Origin of the sequence: Neorhizobium sp. CSC1952 (genome assembly GCF_030378245.1) — a bacterium.
Lineage (GTDB): Bacteria > Pseudomonadota > Alphaproteobacteria > Rhizobiales > Rhizobiaceae > Neorhizobium > Neorhizobium oryzae_A.
Map to the genome: position 1 here is coordinate 3,192,847 of NZ_CP128416.1, position 16,491 is coordinate 3,209,337.

15 protein-coding genes and 1 other RNA gene are annotated in these 16,491 nt (G+C 64.2%); 11 read left to right on the forward strand and 5 right to left on the reverse strand.

Annotated elements, in window-relative coordinates; genetic code table 11:
- Positions 1–52 precede the first annotated feature (52 nt).
- The 4 genes from QTA58_RS15500 to tkt all read right to left on the reverse strand — a co-directional run bounded on the left by QTA58_RS15500 (position 53) and on the right by tkt (position 6,792).
- Positions 53–1,255, reverse strand: coding sequence for a phosphoglycerate kinase (locus QTA58_RS15500; protein WP_085420140.1), 1,203 nt, complete (start codon positions 1,253–1,255; stop codon positions 53–55).
- Between the two features lie 111 nt (positions 1,256–1,366).
- On the reverse strand, positions 1,367–3,220 hold the full coding sequence (locus QTA58_RS15505; RefSeq protein ID WP_289669539.1) for a potassium/proton antiporter: 1,854 nt from the start codon (positions 3,218–3,220) through the stop codon (positions 1,367–1,369).
- A gap of 532 nt (positions 3,221–3,752) precedes the next feature.
- A complete protein-coding gene (gene gap / locus QTA58_RS15510; RefSeq protein WP_085420138.1) occupies positions 3,753–4,763 on the reverse strand; it encodes a type I glyceraldehyde-3-phosphate dehydrogenase in 1,011 nt (336 codons plus the stop codon).
- A 46-nt stretch (positions 4,764–4,809) separates the two neighbouring features.
- Complete coding sequence (tkt, locus tag QTA58_RS15515; protein WP_289669540.1) at positions 4,810–6,792, reverse strand: transketolase; 1,983 nt, start codon at positions 6,790–6,792, stop codon at positions 4,810–4,812.
- A 352-nt stretch (positions 6,793–7,144) separates the two neighbouring features.
- On the opposite strand from tkt, the gene QTA58_RS15520 reads away from it, so the two are divergent.
- From QTA58_RS15520 to QTA58_RS15565, 10 genes are all read left to right on the forward strand, one after another.
- Positions 7,145–7,417 carry a DUF4164 domain-containing protein gene (locus QTA58_RS15520; protein ID WP_085420136.1) on the forward strand — a complete coding sequence of 91 codons (273 nt, stop codon included), beginning with the start codon at positions 7,145–7,147 and terminating at the stop codon, positions 7,415–7,417.
- 28 nt (positions 7,418–7,445) lie between these two features.
- Positions 7,446–7,823, forward strand: coding sequence for a cell division protein ZapA (locus tag QTA58_RS15525; RefSeq protein ID WP_085420135.1), 378 nt, complete (start codon positions 7,446–7,448; stop codon positions 7,821–7,823).
- 62 nt (positions 7,824–7,885) lie between these two features.
- Positions 7,886–8,044, forward strand: a non-coding RNA gene (gene ssrS / locus QTA58_RS15530) — 6S RNA.
- A gap of 130 nt (positions 8,045–8,174) precedes the next feature.
- A complete protein-coding gene (locus tag QTA58_RS15535) occupies positions 8,175–9,674 on the forward strand; it encodes a CHASE3 domain-containing protein (RefSeq protein WP_289669542.1) in 1,500 nt (499 codons plus the stop codon).
- Complete coding sequence (locus QTA58_RS15540; RefSeq protein ID WP_085420133.1) at positions 9,671–10,114, forward strand: response regulator; 444 nt, start codon at positions 9,671–9,673, stop codon at positions 10,112–10,114. Before QTA58_RS15535 ends, QTA58_RS15540 begins: the two co-directional genes overlap by 4 nt.
- Positions 10,115–10,123: 9 nt before the next feature.
- Positions 10,124–11,152, forward strand: coding sequence for a histidine kinase dimerization/phosphoacceptor domain -containing protein (locus QTA58_RS15545; RefSeq protein WP_085420132.1), 1,029 nt, complete (start codon positions 10,124–10,126; stop codon positions 11,150–11,152).
- A gap of 254 nt (positions 11,153–11,406) precedes the next feature.
- Complete coding sequence (locus QTA58_RS15550; protein WP_289673180.1) at positions 11,407–12,678, forward strand: hemolysin family protein; 1,272 nt, start codon at positions 11,407–11,409, stop codon at positions 12,676–12,678.
- The gene (locus QTA58_RS15555) at positions 12,675–13,259 is read left to right on the forward strand and encodes a 5-formyltetrahydrofolate cyclo-ligase (RefSeq protein ID WP_289669543.1); all 585 of its coding nucleotides are present in this window, start codon (positions 12,675–12,677) and stop codon (positions 13,257–13,259) included. Before QTA58_RS15550 ends, QTA58_RS15555 begins: the two co-directional genes overlap by 4 nt.
- 29 nt (positions 13,260–13,288) lie before the next feature.
- Entirely contained in the window at positions 13,289–14,113 is an 825-nt protein-coding gene (locus QTA58_RS15560; protein ID WP_289669544.1) for a YmdB family metallophosphoesterase, read from the forward strand.
- A gap of 58 nt (positions 14,114–14,171) precedes the next feature.
- On the forward strand, positions 14,172–14,666 hold the full coding sequence (locus QTA58_RS15565) for an N-acetyltransferase (RefSeq protein WP_289669545.1): 495 nt from the start codon (positions 14,172–14,174) through the stop codon (positions 14,664–14,666).
- A 30-nt stretch (positions 14,667–14,696) separates the two neighbouring features.
- On the opposite strand, the gene QTA58_RS15570 is transcribed toward QTA58_RS15565, so the two are convergent.
- On the reverse strand, positions 14,697–15,428 hold the full coding sequence (locus QTA58_RS15570) for a dienelactone hydrolase family protein (protein ID WP_289669546.1): 732 nt from the start codon (positions 15,426–15,428) through the stop codon (positions 14,697–14,699).
- A 202-nt stretch (positions 15,429–15,630) separates the two neighbouring features.
- On the opposite strand from QTA58_RS15570, the gene QTA58_RS15575 reads away from it, so the two are divergent.
- On the forward strand, positions 15,631–16,479 hold the full coding sequence (locus QTA58_RS15575; protein ID WP_289669547.1) for an MBL fold metallo-hydrolase: 849 nt from the start codon (positions 15,631–15,633) through the stop codon (positions 16,477–16,479).
- Positions 16,480–16,491: the final 12 nt, after the last annotated feature.

A 16,491-nucleotide genomic window follows, 5' to 3' on the forward strand; every position in this document is an offset into this window, starting at 1 on the left:
TAACGAAGCGCGCCGCCCTATATAGGTGCGCTTCGTGGCAGGCATACGACGATCAGGCCGTCTTCGAGAGAACGGAGACGCCCGGAAGTTCCTTGCCTTCCATCCATTCCAGGAAGGCGCCGCCGGCCGTCGAGACATAGGAGAAGTCGTCGGCTACGCCGGCATGGTTCAGCGCCGCCACCGTATCGCCGCCGCCGGCGACGGAGGTGAGCTTGCCGGCCTTGGTCTGGTCCGCCGCATGCCTGGCCGCGGCCACCGTCGCCCTGTCGAACGGCTCGATCTCGAAGGCGCCGAGCGGGCCGTTCCAGACGAGCGTCGCGGCGCGGGAAATCCAGTCGTTGATCGCCTCGATCGATTTCGGACCGACGTCGAGAACCATGGCGTCCGCCGGGATCTTGTCGATATCGACCACCTCGTTGGCCGCGCCCGCCTTGAACTCGCGGGCGACGACGCCGTCGACCGGCAGCACGATGGCGCAGCCCGCAGACGCCGCCTCGATCATGATCTGGTTGGCCGTGTCGGCGAGATCGTGCTCGCAGAGCGACTTGCCGACATTGACGCCCTTGGCGGCGAGGAAGGTATTGGCCATGCCGCCGCCGATCACCAGCGCGTCGACTTGTCTCACGAGGTTCATCAGGAGGTCGATCTTGGTGGACACCTTGGCGCCCCCGACGATCGCCACCACGGGGCGGGCCGGATTGCCGAGGCCCTTTTCCAGCGCCTCCAGCTCTTCCTGCATGGTGCGCCCCGCATAGGCGGGCAGGTGATGGGCAAGGCCCTCGGTCGAGGCATGCGCGCGGTGGGCGGCCGAGAAGGCGTCGTTGACGAAGATGTCGCCGTTCTTGGCGAGCGCTTCGGTGAAGGCCGCCTCGTTCTTTTCCTCGCCCTTGTGGAAACGGGTGTTTTCGAGCAGCAGGATATCGCCGTTCGCCATCCCGGCGATCGTCTGCTCGGCCTCGGGGCCGATGCAGTCGGAGGCGAAGATGATCTTGCGGCCGAGCACTTCGTTGACGGCCGTGACGATCAGGGACAACGACATGTCGGCGACCGGCTCGCCCTTGGGGCGGCCGAAATGGGCGAGCAGGATGACCTTGGCGCCCTTCTTGGAAAGTTCGAGGATCGTCGGCGCCACGCGCTCGATACGCGTCGTGTCGGTTACCTTGCCGCCGGCGACGGGGACGTTGAGGTCGACGCGCACGAGAACGCGCTTGCCTGCGATATCGGTGAGGTCGTCAAGGGTTTTGAAGGCCGCCATGATGCTGATCCACTTGCTTTAAGGAAAGTTCGAGCGGACCATACTATGCCTGACCGATGACGCAAGGCGCCAGGTGGAACTTGCGCATATTCGCGCCGACGGCGGCACGCCTCACGCCGCGGGCGTCGGGCCTTTCGGGGGCGTCGCTCCGTTTTCCGGCGCCGGCCTGCCGCGATATCTGCGGATCAGGTCGCGGATGCGGTGGGCGATCTCGCGCATGTTGATGAAGATCGGCAGGTTTGTCGCAGGCTCCACCGGCTCCAGCGAAATGCCGATGCTGCGGATATGTTCGTGCTCGTCGAGTTCGCGGACGATCAGCACGATCGAGCCGAAACGGATGCGGTCGGCATAATCCGCCCGCCCGCCGAGCCGCGAGGTTATCAGGTCGCCGACCGTCATGTTCTGCTCGTTGGGGGAAAGCAGGCCGGGGCCGTAGGCCGCGTCGAGCTCCTTGGCGGGCCGCGTCGGCGAGATCGCGAAGGCGCCGAAGAATTCCGCGTCGTCCTCGTCGACCGGCACCTGGCTCGCGAAGGTGCGGTCGAGCAGCTTGGTGTAGTTCGGCGCGACGAAAAGATAGACCTGGTCGCCTTCCTTCAGCCGTCCGGCATACTGGTAGCGGATGCTGCGGCCGTCGCGGATGACGAGGGAAGGCATGGCCCAGCGGGGAATGCGCTCGCCCTGCAGGATCGGGCTGTCCTTCATGACGCGGTAGGAGATCAGTTCATGGGTCGCCTTGCCGGGCAGGTCGAGCTCGACCTTGTCCACGGCCCCCATGCGCGGCGGGATGATGAGGCCGAGCCTTTCGGCGACCGGCCTGATCGTCCAGCCCTGCACCAGAAGCGAGACGAGCACGATGATGAAGGTCGTGTTGAAATAGAGATGCCCGTTCTCGACGCCGCTCAGGATCGGCATGATCGCGAGCAGGATCGATACCGCGCCGCGCAGGCCGACCCAGGCGACGAAGCCGATCTCCTGCTGCGTGAAGTCATAGGGCAGGAGGCTCAGCCAGACCGCGATCGGCCGGGCGACGAAGATCAGGAAAACCGCAAGCCCGATCGCCGGAAGCAGGATGGCCGGGAACTGCGACGGCGTGGCAAGCAGGCCGAGCACCAGGAACATGATGATCTGGGCAAGCCAGGTCAGCCCCTCGTTGAAACGGACGATCTGCGGTTTGGCGAACATCTTGCGGTTGCCGGAATAGATGCCGGCGACGTAGACCGCGAGGAAGCCGCTGCCGCCCATGACGCCGGTGAAGGCGAAGACGAGCAGCGCCAGCGTCAGCACGAAGATCGGCGCAAGGCCACGGTCGGAGGTGAAGCGGTTCAGCACCCATACGATCATCATGCCGCCGAGCAGGCCGAAGATCAGGCCGAGCCCCATTTCCTCGATGAAACCCAGCAGGAAATGCAGGTCGAGGCCGGAAAAGCCCTGGCCGGTGGCGATGAGTTCGGAAAGCGCCACCGTCAGGAAGATCGCCATCGGATCGTTGGTGCCGGATTCCACCTCCAGCGTCGAGCGTACCTTGTCACGGATGTTGATGCCGCCGATGCGCAGCAGGAAGAAGACCGCCGCCGCATCGGTGGAGGCGACGATCGAACCCAGGAGCAGGCCCTCGAGCCAGGAGAAGCCGAGGAAAAGCGCGGCGACAAGACCGAAAATGCCGGCTGTCAGCAGGACGCCGACCGAGGCAAGGGTCAGCGACGGCGCGGCGGCGATGCGGAAGGAATGTACCGGCGTCATGAAGCCGGAATCGAAGAGCACGATCGCCAGCGCCACCGATCCCAGCATGAACGTGAAGGGATAGTTCTCGAAATTGATGCCGAGCCCGTCGACGCCGGCGACAAGGCCGATCGAGAGGAAGACCAGGAGGAGGGGGGCGCCGAAGCGGAAGGCGAGGAGGCTCGAAAGCGCAGCTGCCAGCACGAGGACCGTGCCGACCAGCAGGATGATGTAGAACGCCTCCACCTACGCGGTTCCTTCCTCTCTCGCACCTCGCACGATCCTCGCCCGCAGTCCCGCAAGCCGGAACTGTGCCGTGCCGCGATGCGGCTCTGCAAGAATGGGGCAGATCCCGGCCGAAGGCCGGGCGAATCGATACAACCGTTTGATTAGGGAGGAACAATTCCGGCAAGAGAAGGGCAGGGTAGGAAAAAGGTGGACGCATCCCTTGGTGCCGAAGGCGGGAATTTTTTGAAGACGTGCCGTTTCGGCCCCCCCTCTGCCTTGCCGGGCATCTCCCCCACAGGTGGGGAGATCGGCTGGGCGCACCGGCTTTCCCAAACAACAGCCGTAGCTGTACGGAATTAGGCCCGCTTGATGGGAAGAGCTTGCCGCTTGTGATCTCCCCACCTGTGGGGGAGATGCCCGGCAGGGCAGAGGGGGGCTTGGGTCGCTCCGGACCTAATGGTTGGTGGTAGCCAAAAAGAAAACCCCCTCCTTTGAAAGAAGGGGGTGATGCGACGTGGGTTTTGGCGAAGGTTAGGGCTGACTTCCTGCCTCAGATCAGCTTCGCAAGCGCGACCGCCGTGTCCGACATGCGGTTGGAGAAGCCCCATTCGTTGTCGTACCAGGTGAGGATGCGCACGAAATTGCCTTCCATGACCTTGGTCTGGTCGATCGCGAAGATCGAGGAATGGCTGTCGTGGTTGAAGTCGCGCGAGACGAGCGGTTCTTCCGTGTAGCCGAGGACGCCCTTCAGCTTGCCGTTGGCGGCAGCCTTGATGGCCTCGTTGATCTCGGCGACCGTGGTCGCCTTCTTGGCGACGAACTTGAAGTCGACGACCGAGACGTTCGGGGTCGGCACGCGGATCGACGTGCCGTCCAGCTTGCCCTTCAGATGCGGCAGGACGAGGCCGACGGCCTTGGCGGCGCCGGTCGACGTCGGGATCATCGAGAGGGCGGCAGCGCGGGCGCGGTACAGATCCTTGTGCATCTGGTCGAGCGACGGCTGGTCGTTGGTGTAGGAATGGATCGTCGTCATGAAGCCGTGGTCGATGCCGACGGCGTCGTCGAGAACCTTGACGACCGGAACCAGGCAGTTCGTGGTGCAGGACGCGTTGGAGATGACCAGGTGATCCTTGGTGAGCTGGTCGTGGTTGACGCCGTAGACGACGGTGAGGTCGGCGCCGTCGGCCGGAGCCGAGACGATGACGCGCTTGGCGCCGGCCGTCAGGTGCGCGGCGGCCTTCTCGCGGGCGGTGAAGATGCCGGTGCATTCCATCGCGATGTCGACGCCGAGTTCCCTGTGCGGCAGGGTCGCCGGGTCCTTGATCGCCGTCACCTTGATCGGCTTGCCGCCGCCGACCGTGATCGTGTCGCCCTCGACCTTCACTTCGGCGGGGAAACGGCCGTGGATGGAATCGTAGCGCAGCAGGTGGGCGTTGGTCTCGACGGGGCCGAGGTCGTTGATGGCGACGACTTCGATGTCGGTGCGGCCGGATTCCACGATGGCGCGCAGAACGTTGCGGCCGATGCGGCCGAACCCGTTGATGGCAACCTTGACTGTCATTTCTTGATACTCCCGCTTTTACAGGTCTCTGGTGAATGGCTCAGGCTCAGGCGAGCTCTTTCTCGGCTGCTTCGACGACCGCTTCCGCGGTGATGCCGAAATGCTTGAAGAGATCCTTGGCCGGGCCGGAGGCGCCGAACGATTTCATGCCGATGAAGATGCCCTTCGGACCGATGAAGTGATCCCAGCCCTCGCGGACGGCCGCTTCGACGGCGATCTTGACCGGCGCATTGCCGATGATGGCGTTCTGGTAGTCTTCCGGCTGGTCCAGGAAAAGCTCGACGCAGGGAACGGAGACGACGCGGGTCGCGATGCCCTTGCCGTCGAGCGCGGCCTGGGCCTTCAGCGCGATCTCGACCTCGGAGCCCGACGCGAAGATCGTCACCTTGGCATCGGCGGCCGAGACGAGCTCGTAGGCGCCGCTGGCGCAGAGGTTCTTCTCTTCATAGGTCTTGCGGGCCGGCGCGAGGTTCTGACGGGTGAGCGCCAGGCCCGACGGGCGGTGCTTTTCCTTGAGCGCGATCTGCCAGCATTCCACCGTCTCGGTCTCGTCGGCCGGGCGGAAGAGGAGCAGGTTCGGGATCGCCCTCAGGGATGCCAGGTGTTCGACCGGCTGATGGGTCGGGCCGTCTTCGCCGACGCCGATCGAGTCATGCGTCCAGACGTGAATGACGCGGATGCCCATGAGAGCGGCAAGGCGGACCGAGGGGCGGCAATAGTCCGAGAAGATCAGGAAGCCGCCGGAATAGGGGATCAGGCCGCCGTGCAGCGCGATCCCGTTCAAAGCCGCGGCCGTCGCGTGCTCGCGGATGCCCCAGTGCATGTAGCGGCCGGAGAAATCGGTCGGCGTGATCGCCTTCATCTGGCTGGTCTTGGTGTTGTTCGACGGCGTCAGGTCGGCGGAGCCGCCGAGCATTTCCGGAACCAAGCCGTTGATGACTTCGAGCGCGTCTTCGGAAGCCTTGCGGGTCGCGACCGTCGGATTGTTCTCGATGATCTTCTTCTTGAAGGCGTCGATGGCGCTGTCGAAACTGCCGGGCAGATCGCCGGCGAAGCGGCGGACGAACTCCGCCTTCTTCTCGGCGTTAGCGGCGGCGAGGCGGTCTTCCCATTCCTTGCGGGTCGTGGTCGAGCGCAGGCCGGCCAGCCGCCAGGCATCGAGAACGTCGGAGGGAACCACGAAGGCTTCCGCTTCCCAGTTCAGCGCCTTGCGGGTGGCGGCGATTTCCTCGGCGCCGAGCGGCGAACCGTGCACCTTGTGGGTGCCGGCCTTGTTCGGAGCGCCGAAGCCGATGATCGTCTTGGCGGCGATGAAGGTCGGGCGGTCGGACTTCTGGGCGGCCTCGATCGCCGCGGCGATCTGGTCGGTGTCGTGGCCGTCGATCTCGATCGTGTTCCAGTGGGCGGCCCTGAAGCGCATCACCTGGTCGGTCGAGTCCGCAAGGCTGACCGGGCCGTCGATCGTGATGTTGTTGTTGTCCCAGAAGAGCACCAGCTTGTTGAGCTTCAGGTGGCCGGCAAGCGCGATCGCCTCCTGGCTGATGCCTTCCATCAGGCAGCCGTCGCCGCAGAGCGCATAGGTATAATGGTTCTGCAGGTCGGAACCGAACTCCTCCTCCAGCTTGCGTTCGGCGATCGCCATGCCGACGGCGTTGGCAATGCCCTGGCCGAGCGGGCCGGTGGTCGTCTCGATGCCGGAGGCATGGCCGTATTCCGGGTGGCCGGCGGTCTTGGAGCCGAGCTGGCGGAACTGCTTGATGTCCTCGATCGTCATGTCCTCGTAGCCGGTGAGATAGAGGAGCGAATAGAGGAGCATGGAACCGTGGCCGGCGGACAGCACGAAGCGGTCGCGGTCCGGCCAGAGCGGGTTCTTCGGGTCGAATTTCAGATAGCGGGTGAAGAGCACGGTCGCGATGTCGGCGGCGCCCATCGGCAGGCCGGGGTGGCCGGAATTGGCCTTTTCCACAGCATCCATGGCAAGGAATCGGATCGCATTCGCCATCCGGTTATGTTTGTCGCGAGAGGTCATAGCTAATCCGCTTTTTCCGAGTGTCGGTCACGATCCTGCCGGTTCCACCAGGGGGTGGACCAGGGACCATCGGGGAGCGGCTGATCCTTAGCAGGTGCAACGCGCAAGTCAACAAAAGCACGGGCCCGATCGCGCCATGATGATGAAGTTTCCCGCAGCCTCTGCCCGAATTCCGTGCAGACCCCGCCGCAGCCGGAAACGGGCGGGAAAGGCGGCAGACGATCCACAGCTAGAACAGGCCGGGTCCGCCCGGATTGATTGACCGGCCCGCGACCCGCGAATAATCTGCGGTGCTTATTGGGAAGGCGGTCGATGCGATTCGATTGCCTTCACGGAGACGGGAAGGCTTTTCATGCCGGCGGAAAAGACGATCGAGACGGTGATCTCGGAGCTCAGGGCGGCGATCGGCAACCTTGAAAGCGCCGTCGACGCGCGGATCGAACGCCAGCGCGAAGCCCAGGATGTGGAAGGCGAGGTCCGGCGGGTGCATGCGGACCGGGCGCGGCTTGCCCAGGAGCTCGACCAGTCGCAATTCCGCGCCAACCGCCTGGAAGAGGTGAATCGGGAGGTTTCGCGGCGCCTGGTGACGGCGATGGAGACCATCCGCGCCGTGCTCGACCGCTGATGCGGCAACTGGATCGGAAGGGAATGCCATGGCCCAGGTAACGGTGACGATCGACGGCAAGGCCTATCGCATGGCCTGCGAAGAGGGCCAGGAAGACCACCTGACCGAGCTTGCCGCGCGCTTCGACCGCTATGTCGGGCACCTCAAGGGCCAGTTCGGCGAGATCGGCGATCTGAGGATCACCGTCATGGCCGGCATCATGATCATGGACGAGCTGTCGGAGGCGACGCGCAAGATCGGCAAGCTCGAAGCGGAGGTCGCAGCGCTCAAGGCGAACAGCGACGGGGCGCTCGAAACCCAGCAGCACAACGAGCAGGTCGTGGTCTCGGCGCTCGGCGAACTCGCCTCCCGGCTCGAGAACCTGACGGCAAGGCTCAACGGCCGCGCGCCGGCCTCGTTGAATTGACGGGTCGAGAAAAAGACTCACCGCCACTGGCGCGAATCCGGTTTCCTTCCTATATTGGCGGTCGCGGTCTGCGCTTCCCGACAGGAACCACAATCCCTGGGGCCATACTCGATCCAAAGGGAGCTGTCCCTGACCAGGCCCGTGGGCCTGGACACACGGTGCCCACCTACGTTTGTAGGCGCCCAGGATCGTAAACATCCATCGGTCGCCGTGGATCGCGCTCTTTCTCTTCCAGCCTGTTTTTTCGAAAACCTGGCCGCTCGGCGGGGCATCTTGTCTTGTCAGGGTGCTTGACAACTCGCGTCATACCACCAAGTTCTTGCCGTCCCGTCCAATTACCGGCTTCTCCGCATGCGTTTTCTGAATACAACCTTTGCCCGGTCGTCGCTCCTGATGCTTGTGATCGGCAGCGCCGTCCTGGTGGCGATCGTGCTCTCCTCCTTTTTCCTGGCGCGGATGACGCAGACCTATTTTCAGGACGTGGTGAAGCTGCGCGATGTCCGCAGCGCGGCTTCGGACGTGCTGCTCAACCTGCGCGCCTCCGAATCCGGCCAGCGCGGCTATCTCCTGACCCAGGACGAGCAGTTCCTGACCCTCTATACGAATGCCGCCGCCAATCTTCCCCGTCTGCGGCAACGCTTCGAAGCGGCGGTGGGGGCGCAGGATTCCGTCCGCGTGCCCCTGGATCAGCTCGGTCGCCTGATCGACGAAAAACGCCAGGAGATGGAAGGAACCGTCGCTCTCGGCAGACGAGGCGATTTCGCCGGCGCCGTCGCGATCGTCAAGGGCGCCTACGGCCGCCAGGTCATGGACGGCGTCAGCGCCATCCTCAGCCAGGTGATCCGCGACATGGATGGCCGGCTCAATTCCGGCATCGAGGAACTCCATGATTCGGCCTCGTCGCTGCAGTGGCTCACGATCGGCGGCGGCATCCTCATCATCCTGGTGCTCGGCGGCGCGATCGCGGTCATCGCGCAGCACGTCCGCGAGCTGCAGCGGGCGCGTGCCGAGGTGGAGGAACTGAACGCCAGCCTGGAGGAGCGCGTCAACGAGCGCACCGAGGACCTCATCCAGGCGAACCGCGAAATCCAGCGCTATGCCTATATCGTCTCGCACGACCTGCGCGCGCCGCTCGTCAACATCATGGGCTTCACGAGCGAGCTCGATGCGACGCTGAAGGCGGTTTCCACCTTTGTGCTGGCCGATGGTGCCGCGCTGACGGAGAGCGACGTGATGGAGGCGCGCCAGGCGGTCGAGGAGGACCTGCCGGAAGCGATCGCCTTCATCCGCTCCTCGACCAAGAAGATGGACGGGCTCATCAACGCGATCCTCAAGATCTCGCGCGACGGCCGCCGCGAACTGAAGCCGGAGAGGGTCGATCTTCAGGATCTCCTCGATGCAACGGCCGCCAGCATCTATCACCAGGTCAGCGAGGCGGGCGGCGAGATAAAAATTTCGGTCGGCGCGGCGCGCGGCCTTACTACCGACCGATTTTCGATGGAACAGATTTTCGGCAATCTTTTCGACAACGCGGTCAAATACAAGCACCCGGATCGCCCCCTGGTGCTGTCGGTGAAGAGCATGCCGGCCGGAAGGAATTCGATCCGCATCGAAGTCGCCGACAACGGCCGCGGGATCGCGCCCGAGGATCACGAGCGGGTATTCGAGCTCTTCCGCCGGTCCGGTGTCCAGAACATGCCGGGCGAGGGGATAGGCCTTGCGCATGTACGTTCGTTAGTCAGAAATTTAGGGGGCGAAATTACGGTGACGTCCACATTGGGCGGCGGAGCGACGTTCGTCATCCGTCTGCCCACGGATTTGTCCCAGTATGTAAGGAGTCACGGGCAATGAAAGCTGCCGGAAAAGAAGTCACCATCGTCATGATCGAGGACGACGAGGGCCATGCGCGTCTGATCGAGAAGAACGTGCGCCGCGCCGGCGTCAACAACGAGATCGTCCCCTTCACCAACGGCAACGAGGCGCTCGACTATATCCTCGGCAAGGACCGTTCGGGCATGGCCAACCACGACCGCTACCTCTTGATCCTTCTCGATCTCAATCTGCCTGACATGTCGGGTATTGACATCCTGGAAAAGGTGAAGTCCAACGCCCACTCGAAACGTCTGCCGGTGGTCATCCTCACGACCACGGACGACGAACGCGAAATCCAGCGCTGTTACGACCTCGGCGCCAACGTTTACATTACCAAACCGGTCGATTACGACAGTTTTGCGCATGCCATCAGACAGCTCGGGCTGTTCTTTGCCGTGATGCAGATACCCGGACAATGACGAGACGCGATGCCGCAAACCATTCTCTACGTCGATGACGACCTTGCCCTTGCGAGACTTGCCGAACGTCACCTCGGGCGTGCCGGCTACCAGGTCGTCCACGCCACGGACCAGGCATCGGCGATGGAGGCGATGGAAAGAGGCGGCATCGATGCGGTCGTGCTCGACCATTATCTCAAGGCCGGTACCGGGCTCGACATCCTGCACCGGCTGAAGGACCAGGGCTCGGACGTTCCCGTCATCTACGTCACCGGGTCCAGCGACGCGACGATCGCCATAGACGCGCTGAAGAGCGGCGCCTCCGACTATGTCATCAAGACGGTCGGCGACGAGTTCTGGCCGCTGATGGAAAGCGCGATCCGGCAGGGCATCGCCACGGCGGATCTGCGCCGCGCCCAGGAGAAGGCCGAACGGGAAATCCGCCTCGGCAAGGAGCGCGCCGAAGTGCTGCTTGCGGAAGTCAACCACCGGGTCGCGAACAGTCTGGCGCTGGTCGCGGCGCTCATCCGCCTGCAGGTTTCGAGCAGCAGGAACGAGGACGTGAAGGCGGCGCTCGCCGAAACCCAGGCCCGCATCACGGCGATCGCCGGCATGCATCGCAGCCTCTATACGTCCGACGACGTCCGCCACGTGGAGATGGACAAATATCTCGGCACGCTGGTGCGCGAGGTTCAGGACACGGTCAACGACCAGCAAAGGCCGTCGATCCGGCTGGAGGCCGAACCGGTATCGCTGACGTCCGACCGGGCCGTCTCCATCGGCATGATCGTCACGGAACTCCTCACCAACGCCCTCAAATACGCCTATCCGACGGGTGTCGAGGGGGAGGTGCGGGTGTTCTTCAAACGTCAGGACGAGGAGAGCGCGCTTCTGGCGGTCGAGGACGACGGGATCGGCTGGCGCGAGGGCGACCAGCCGAAGGGCACGGGGCTCGGCAGCCGTATCGTCAAATCCATGGCCGCGACGCTCGGCTCGACGATCCAGTACGTGCCGAATGTTTCCGGCACCCGCGCCGAGCTGAAGGTCAGCCTGACCTGAAAAATCCGGATGCTTCCGCATGATTTTGTTCCAGCCATTGCAATGGATGGAACAGGCCCCTATGATTTCCCGTTGCAAGTGAAGGTGCACAGCTCCGAGAACCGGTCCCGGTTTTTCGAGCTGTGCGCGAAACTTTGCCGGCGAAGCGCTTTTTGCGCGGTCGTGTCCAGGCTGCCGCTCTCAAAGGCGGTGCATTCCGTTTCGCATGCAGGAATATTGTCCTAGCTAAAGAGCCCCTTTTGTTAACCGAAATCATCATCGTCATTGCACTCACCGTTCTGAACGGTGTCCTGGCAATGTCGGAACTCGCCGTCGTTTCATCCCGCCCCGTTCGTTTGAAGGTCATGGCCGAACAGGGCAACAGGGGGGCGGCAACCGCCATGCGCCTCGCCGAAGATCCCGGCCGCTTCCTTTCCACCGTCCAGATCGGCATCACCCTGGTCGGCATTCTGTCGGGCGCCTTTTCCGGCGCCACGCTCGGCGCACGCTTTTCCGGCTGGCTGGCCGCCCAGGGCGTGTCCGGCAATGTCGCCGATGCGCTCGGCGTCGGCACCGTCGTTGTCGCCATCACCTACCTGTCGCTGATCGTCGGCGAGCTCGTTCCCAAGCAGATCGCGCTGCGTGCGCCCGAGGCGGTCGCCGCCCGCGTCGCCCCGGCGATGATGCTGCTTTCGAAGATCGGCGCGCCGATCGTCTGGTTTCTGGATATTTCCGGCCGCGCCGTGCTCGGCATACTCGGCCAGAAGGGAGAGTCGGGTGACCGGGTGACCGACGAGGAAATCCGCACCGTGCTTGCCGAGGCGCAGAGCGCCGGCGTGATCGAGACGGAGGAGTCCGCCATGATCTCCGGCGTCATGCGGCTTGCGGACCGTACCGCGCGCGGCCTGATGACGCCGCGCCGCGAGGTCGAAGTCATCGATACGGAGGACGATCTGGAGGAGTTGCGCACGCAGCTTCGTGCCACCCAGCGCTCGCGCCTGCCGGTGCGCAAGGGCAGTTCCGACGAGATCCTCGGCGTGCTTTTCGTCAAGGACGCCTACGGGTTCATCGCCGGCGACAAGAATTTCGACATCAAGGCGCTGATGCGCGAGGCGCCGGTCGTCTCCGACCTCACGGGCGCGCTCGATGTCATCGAGGCGCTGCGCCGCGCTCCGGCCCACATGGTGCTCGTCTATGACGAGTACGGTCATTTCGAAGGCATCATAACGTCCGGCGATGTCCTGGAGGCCATCACCGGCGTCTTCCAGGAGGACGAGGAGGAGGAGCCCGCGATCGTGCCGCGCGACGACGGTTCGTTCCTCGTCGCCGGCTGGATGCCGGTCGACGAATTCGCCGAGCAGATGGGCGTTCCGATCGGAGAAGACCCCGGCTACGAGACCGTGGCGGGCTTCGTTCTCGATGAGCTGAAACATCTGCCGGAACTGGGTGAGAGCTTCTCCACCCATGGCTGGACTTTCGAGGTCGTCGATCTCGACGGCCGTCGCATCGACAAGCTGCTCGTGAAGAAGGCGGTGGAAAAGGCGTGACGGACGGCGGCAGGAGCAAGGCGGAACTGCGCGCGGAGCGGCTTGCCGCCCGCGATGCCATTCCGCCCGTCGAGCGGATCGAGAAGAGCCTTGCGATCGCCTCCCATGGAGCGGCCGCGATCGATCTTCACGCCGGCGCGACCGTCTCCGGCTTCCTGCCGATCCGTTCGGAGGTCGACCCGCGGCCGCTGATGGCTCATCTGAGGGACCGCAGCGCCCGGCTCTGCGTCCCCGTCATCCTCGACAAGCGGACGATCATCTTTCGGGAGCTCGTCCGCGGCGCCGAGCTGGTGCCCGGCACTTTCGGCACGTTCGCGCCGGGTCCGGACGCGGCCGAACTCGATCCCGAGATCATGCTGATGCCGCTTGCGGCCTTCGATGCGGCAGGCCACCGGATCGGCTATGGCGGCGGTTATTACGACCGTGCTATCCACCGTCTGCATCAAAAAGGCCTGCGGCCGAAGCTGATCGGCATTGCCTTCGACTGCCAGGAAGTGGCATCTGTTCCCTTCGAGCCGCACGATATCAGACTTGAGGCGGTTCTCACGGAAAGCGGCTACCGGCAGTTCGATGGGTCCTGAAGCCGGGATCGCGTAGAGATTGGATAAGAATGCGCCTATTGTTCCTGGGTGACATGGTGGGCAAGTCCGGCCGCACGGCGGTCTGGGAAAAGCTGCCCGGCCTCGTCGCCGACCTGAAGCTCGATTTCGTCATCGTCAACGGCGAGAATGCCGCCGGCGGCTTCGGCATCACGGAAGAGATTTTCCTCGAGACGGTCAATGCCGGCGCGGACGTGGTGACGACCGGCAACCACGTCTGGGACCAGAAGGATGCGGTCGGTTTCGCCGGCCGCCATGACCAGTTCCTGAGGCCCGCCAACTATCCGGCCGGCACGCCGGGCCGGGGCTCCGGGCTCTATTACGCCCGCAACGGCGCGCGCGTGCTGGTCGCCAACATCATGGGCCGCGTCTTCATGCATCCGGAGCTCGACGATCCGTTCAAGAGCGCCGAGGCGATCCTCGATGCCTGCCCGCTGAAGGAACAGGCGGATGCGATCGTCTTCGACTTCCATGCGGAGGCGACCAGCGAAAAGCAGTGTTTCGGGCATTTCGTGGACGGACGCGCCAGCCTCGTGGTCGGCACGCATACCCATGTGCCGACGGCCGATTGCCAGATCCTGAACGGCGGCACGGGCTACATGTCGGATGCCGGCATGTGCGGCGACTACGATTCCTCGCTCGGCATGGACAAGGAGGAGCCGCTCAACCGCTTCATCTCGAAAATGCCGAAGGGCCGTTTCGAGGCGGCGACCGGGCCGGCCACCCTCTGCGGCCTCGGCGTCGAGATTTCCGACGCCACGGGCCTTGCGGAAAAGATCGCGCCGCTCAGGATCGGCCCAAGGCTTGCGGAGACGATTCCGGCGTTCTGGAGTTGAACCGGCTTGGAGCCGGCGCCGGTCCTGCATTCCCAAACGCGTGTTGAAGGAGAGGCCCGTGCTGATCAGATACGAGAACGCCGCCGATGTGGACGCCATCCGCGATCTGACGCGGGCGGCCTTCGAGCCGATGCCGTTCAGCAGCAACACTGAGGCCCGCATCGTGGACGATCTGCGCGCCTCGGGAGACCTGACGATATCGCTCGTTGCCGAAGAGCATGGCGAAGTCGTCGGCCATGTCGCCTTCTCCCCGGTTGCGGTGGATGGCGTCCATGGCGGATGGTTCGGGCTCGGGCCGATCTCTGTGAAACCCGACCGGCAACGGCAAGGCATCGGCAAGGCGCTGATCCTGAGAGGCCTGGACCTCCTCAGGGAAAGGGGCGCTGCAGGTTGCGCCCTTGTCGGCAGCCCGGAAATATACCGCCGCGTCGGCTTCCAAAGCGACGGCCGCCTGCGCTATGCGGATATCGACCCGAAGTTCGTCCAGAGGATCGTGCTCCGGGGCGAGGCACCGTCCGGCGTCCTGAAATTCGCGCCCGCCTTCGAGCAATAGGCCGCATCGCGCGGCCCATCCTGTTCTCTCTTAAAGCGCTTCCTCAAGCAGGGTCAGCAGGCGCTTGAAATGCCGTTCCGAACCGGTCCTGTCGTAAACGCCGTGGTCCGGCACCGTCCAGCCATGCGCCATGCCGACATAGTTTTCGATCGTGTGGTCGACGCCGCCGATGCGCAGCGCTTCGGCGAGGCGGGCGGACTGTTCCGGGGGAAACGAGTTGTCGACGCCTGCGACGCCGACATAAACCCTTGCCTTGATCTTGTCGGCCAGCCGGTGCGGGCTGTCTTCCGCGTCGCTCGCCAGATTGCCGCCGTGAAAGCTCGCGGCCGCCCTGATGCGGTCCGGGTAGCGCGCCGCCGCGGTGAGAGCGCGGGCGCCGCCCATGCAATAGCCGACGGTGCCGATCGCGCCCGTGGCGCCTTCCCTCGTCAGGGCGTCGATGAAGGCTGCGCCGTCGCGGGCGGTCAGCTCCTGGGAGGTCGCCTGCATCATGCCGCGAAGTTTCGTCTTCGTGGCCTCATCGCTGAAGGCGGTCTTCGCGTCGAAGGGTTCATAGGAGCCGGAGCGGTAATAAAGATCGGGAACGAGTACGACATGGCCGGCATCGGCGATCCGTTGACCCATCTGGTACAGCGCTTCGCGAGGGCCGAAGGCGTCCATGTAGATGATGACGCCCCTGTCGGGCGCGGCGCCGTTTTCCGGCTTGATGACCGCGGCCCCGGCGGTGCCGTCCACCGTCCTGATCTCAATATCCTGCTTCATCGAAATATCCTTTCCGCACGCGCCAGATCCAGATGCCGGCGACCTCATTTCGGGCGGCGGCCGCCTTTTTCAATCATTAATTCCACCATCCTCACAATGACGGAATTGTGAGGCCGGCCCCGACAATTCCGGCTGGACCGGTTTTTCGCATTGCCGCATCTTCTCGCCCGGAATGAGCATAGGCGCAGTTCTTGGGATTAGCATGATGCTACGGGCTCTCGCATTCGGTCTTTCCTGCCTTTTTCTTTCGGCCGTCGCGGTGCTGGCGCAGGGTGCGGGTCTCCCCGTCAGCCAGTGCCAGGCGATCGCGAGCCGGCTGCCCGGCGTCATGTTCGCGAGCTTCGAACCGGCCGGCCTGCAGCTTGCTCAGGCCGGCCGGCAGCTTTCGCTGGCCGAACGGGAAGAGGTGAAGATCACCTTCGTCGGCCACTCCACCTATTTCATCGAGACGCCAGAAGGGGTCGGGATCGCTACGGATTACAGCGGCGCCTACCAGCCGTCGCGGCTGCCGGACGTGGTCACGATGAACAAGGCCCATTCCACCCATTATACGCTGAGCCCCGATCCCGGCATCGAGCATGTCCTGCACGGCTGGAGCGATGTGCCAGGCGAAAAGGCGGAGCATCGCCTGACAGTGGGCGATGTCTATATCCGCAACGTCGTCTCCGACATCCGCTCCTGGGGCGGCGGACTGGAGGAAAACGGCAATTCGATCTTCATCTTCGAGGTCGCCGGCCTCTGCATCGGCCATCTCGGCCACCTGCATTTCGAACTCACCGAGGAGCAGTATACGGAGATCGGCCGTCTCGACGTGCTGATGGTGCCGGTCGACGGCGGGCTGACGATGGGAGCGGACAGCATGAGCCGCGTCGTGCAACGGCTGCGTTCCTCGCTGATCTTGCCGATGCACCGGTGGGGACCGCCGCTCGACAATTTCCTCGCCATGTTCGACGGCCGGTTCGACATAGCCTATGCAAAGGAACCGGTCATCCGGGTCTCGATGCGCAGCCTGCCGAAGAAACCGACCATCCTGGTGCCGCAGGGGCTTTGAGCGTCCCGCGCC

What these genes read in the sequence shown, in the direction of transcription:
- QTA58_RS15500 (WP_085420140.1), bottom strand. Translation starts at nt 1,255, where the DNA reads ATGGCGGCCTTCAAAACCCTTGACGACCTCACCGATATCGCAGGCAAG.
- gap (WP_085420138.1), bottom strand. Translation starts at nt 4,763, where the DNA reads ATGACAGTCAAGGTTGCCATCAACGGGTTCGGCCGCATCGGCCGCAAC.
- tkt (WP_289669540.1), bottom strand. Translation starts at nt 6,792, where the DNA reads ATGACCTCTCGCGACAAACATAACCGGATGGCGAATGCGATCCGATTC.
- QTA58_RS15520 (WP_085420136.1), top strand. Translation starts at nt 7,145, where the DNA reads ATGCCGGCGGAAAAGACGATCGAGACGGTGATCTCGGAGCTCAGGGCG.
- QTA58_RS15525 (WP_085420135.1), top strand. Translation starts at nt 7,446, where the DNA reads ATGGCCCAGGTAACGGTGACGATCGACGGCAAGGCCTATCGCATGGCC.
- QTA58_RS15535 (WP_289669542.1), top strand. Translation starts at nt 8,175, where the DNA reads ATGCGTTTTCTGAATACAACCTTTGCCCGGTCGTCGCTCCTGATGCTT.
- QTA58_RS15540 (WP_085420133.1), top strand. Translation starts at nt 9,671, where the DNA reads ATGAAAGCTGCCGGAAAAGAAGTCACCATCGTCATGATCGAGGACGAC.
- QTA58_RS15545 (WP_085420132.1), top strand. Translation starts at nt 10,124, where the DNA reads ATGCCGCAAACCATTCTCTACGTCGATGACGACCTTGCCCTTGCGAGA.
- QTA58_RS15560 (WP_289669544.1), top strand. Translation starts at nt 13,289, where the DNA reads ATGCGCCTATTGTTCCTGGGTGACATGGTGGGCAAGTCCGGCCGCACG.
- QTA58_RS15570 (WP_289669546.1), bottom strand. Translation starts at nt 15,428, where the DNA reads ATGAAGCAGGATATTGAGATCAGGACGGTGGACGGCACCGCCGGGGCC.
- QTA58_RS15575 (WP_289669547.1), top strand. Translation starts at nt 15,631, where the DNA reads ATGATGCTACGGGCTCTCGCATTCGGTCTTTCCTGCCTTTTTCTTTCG.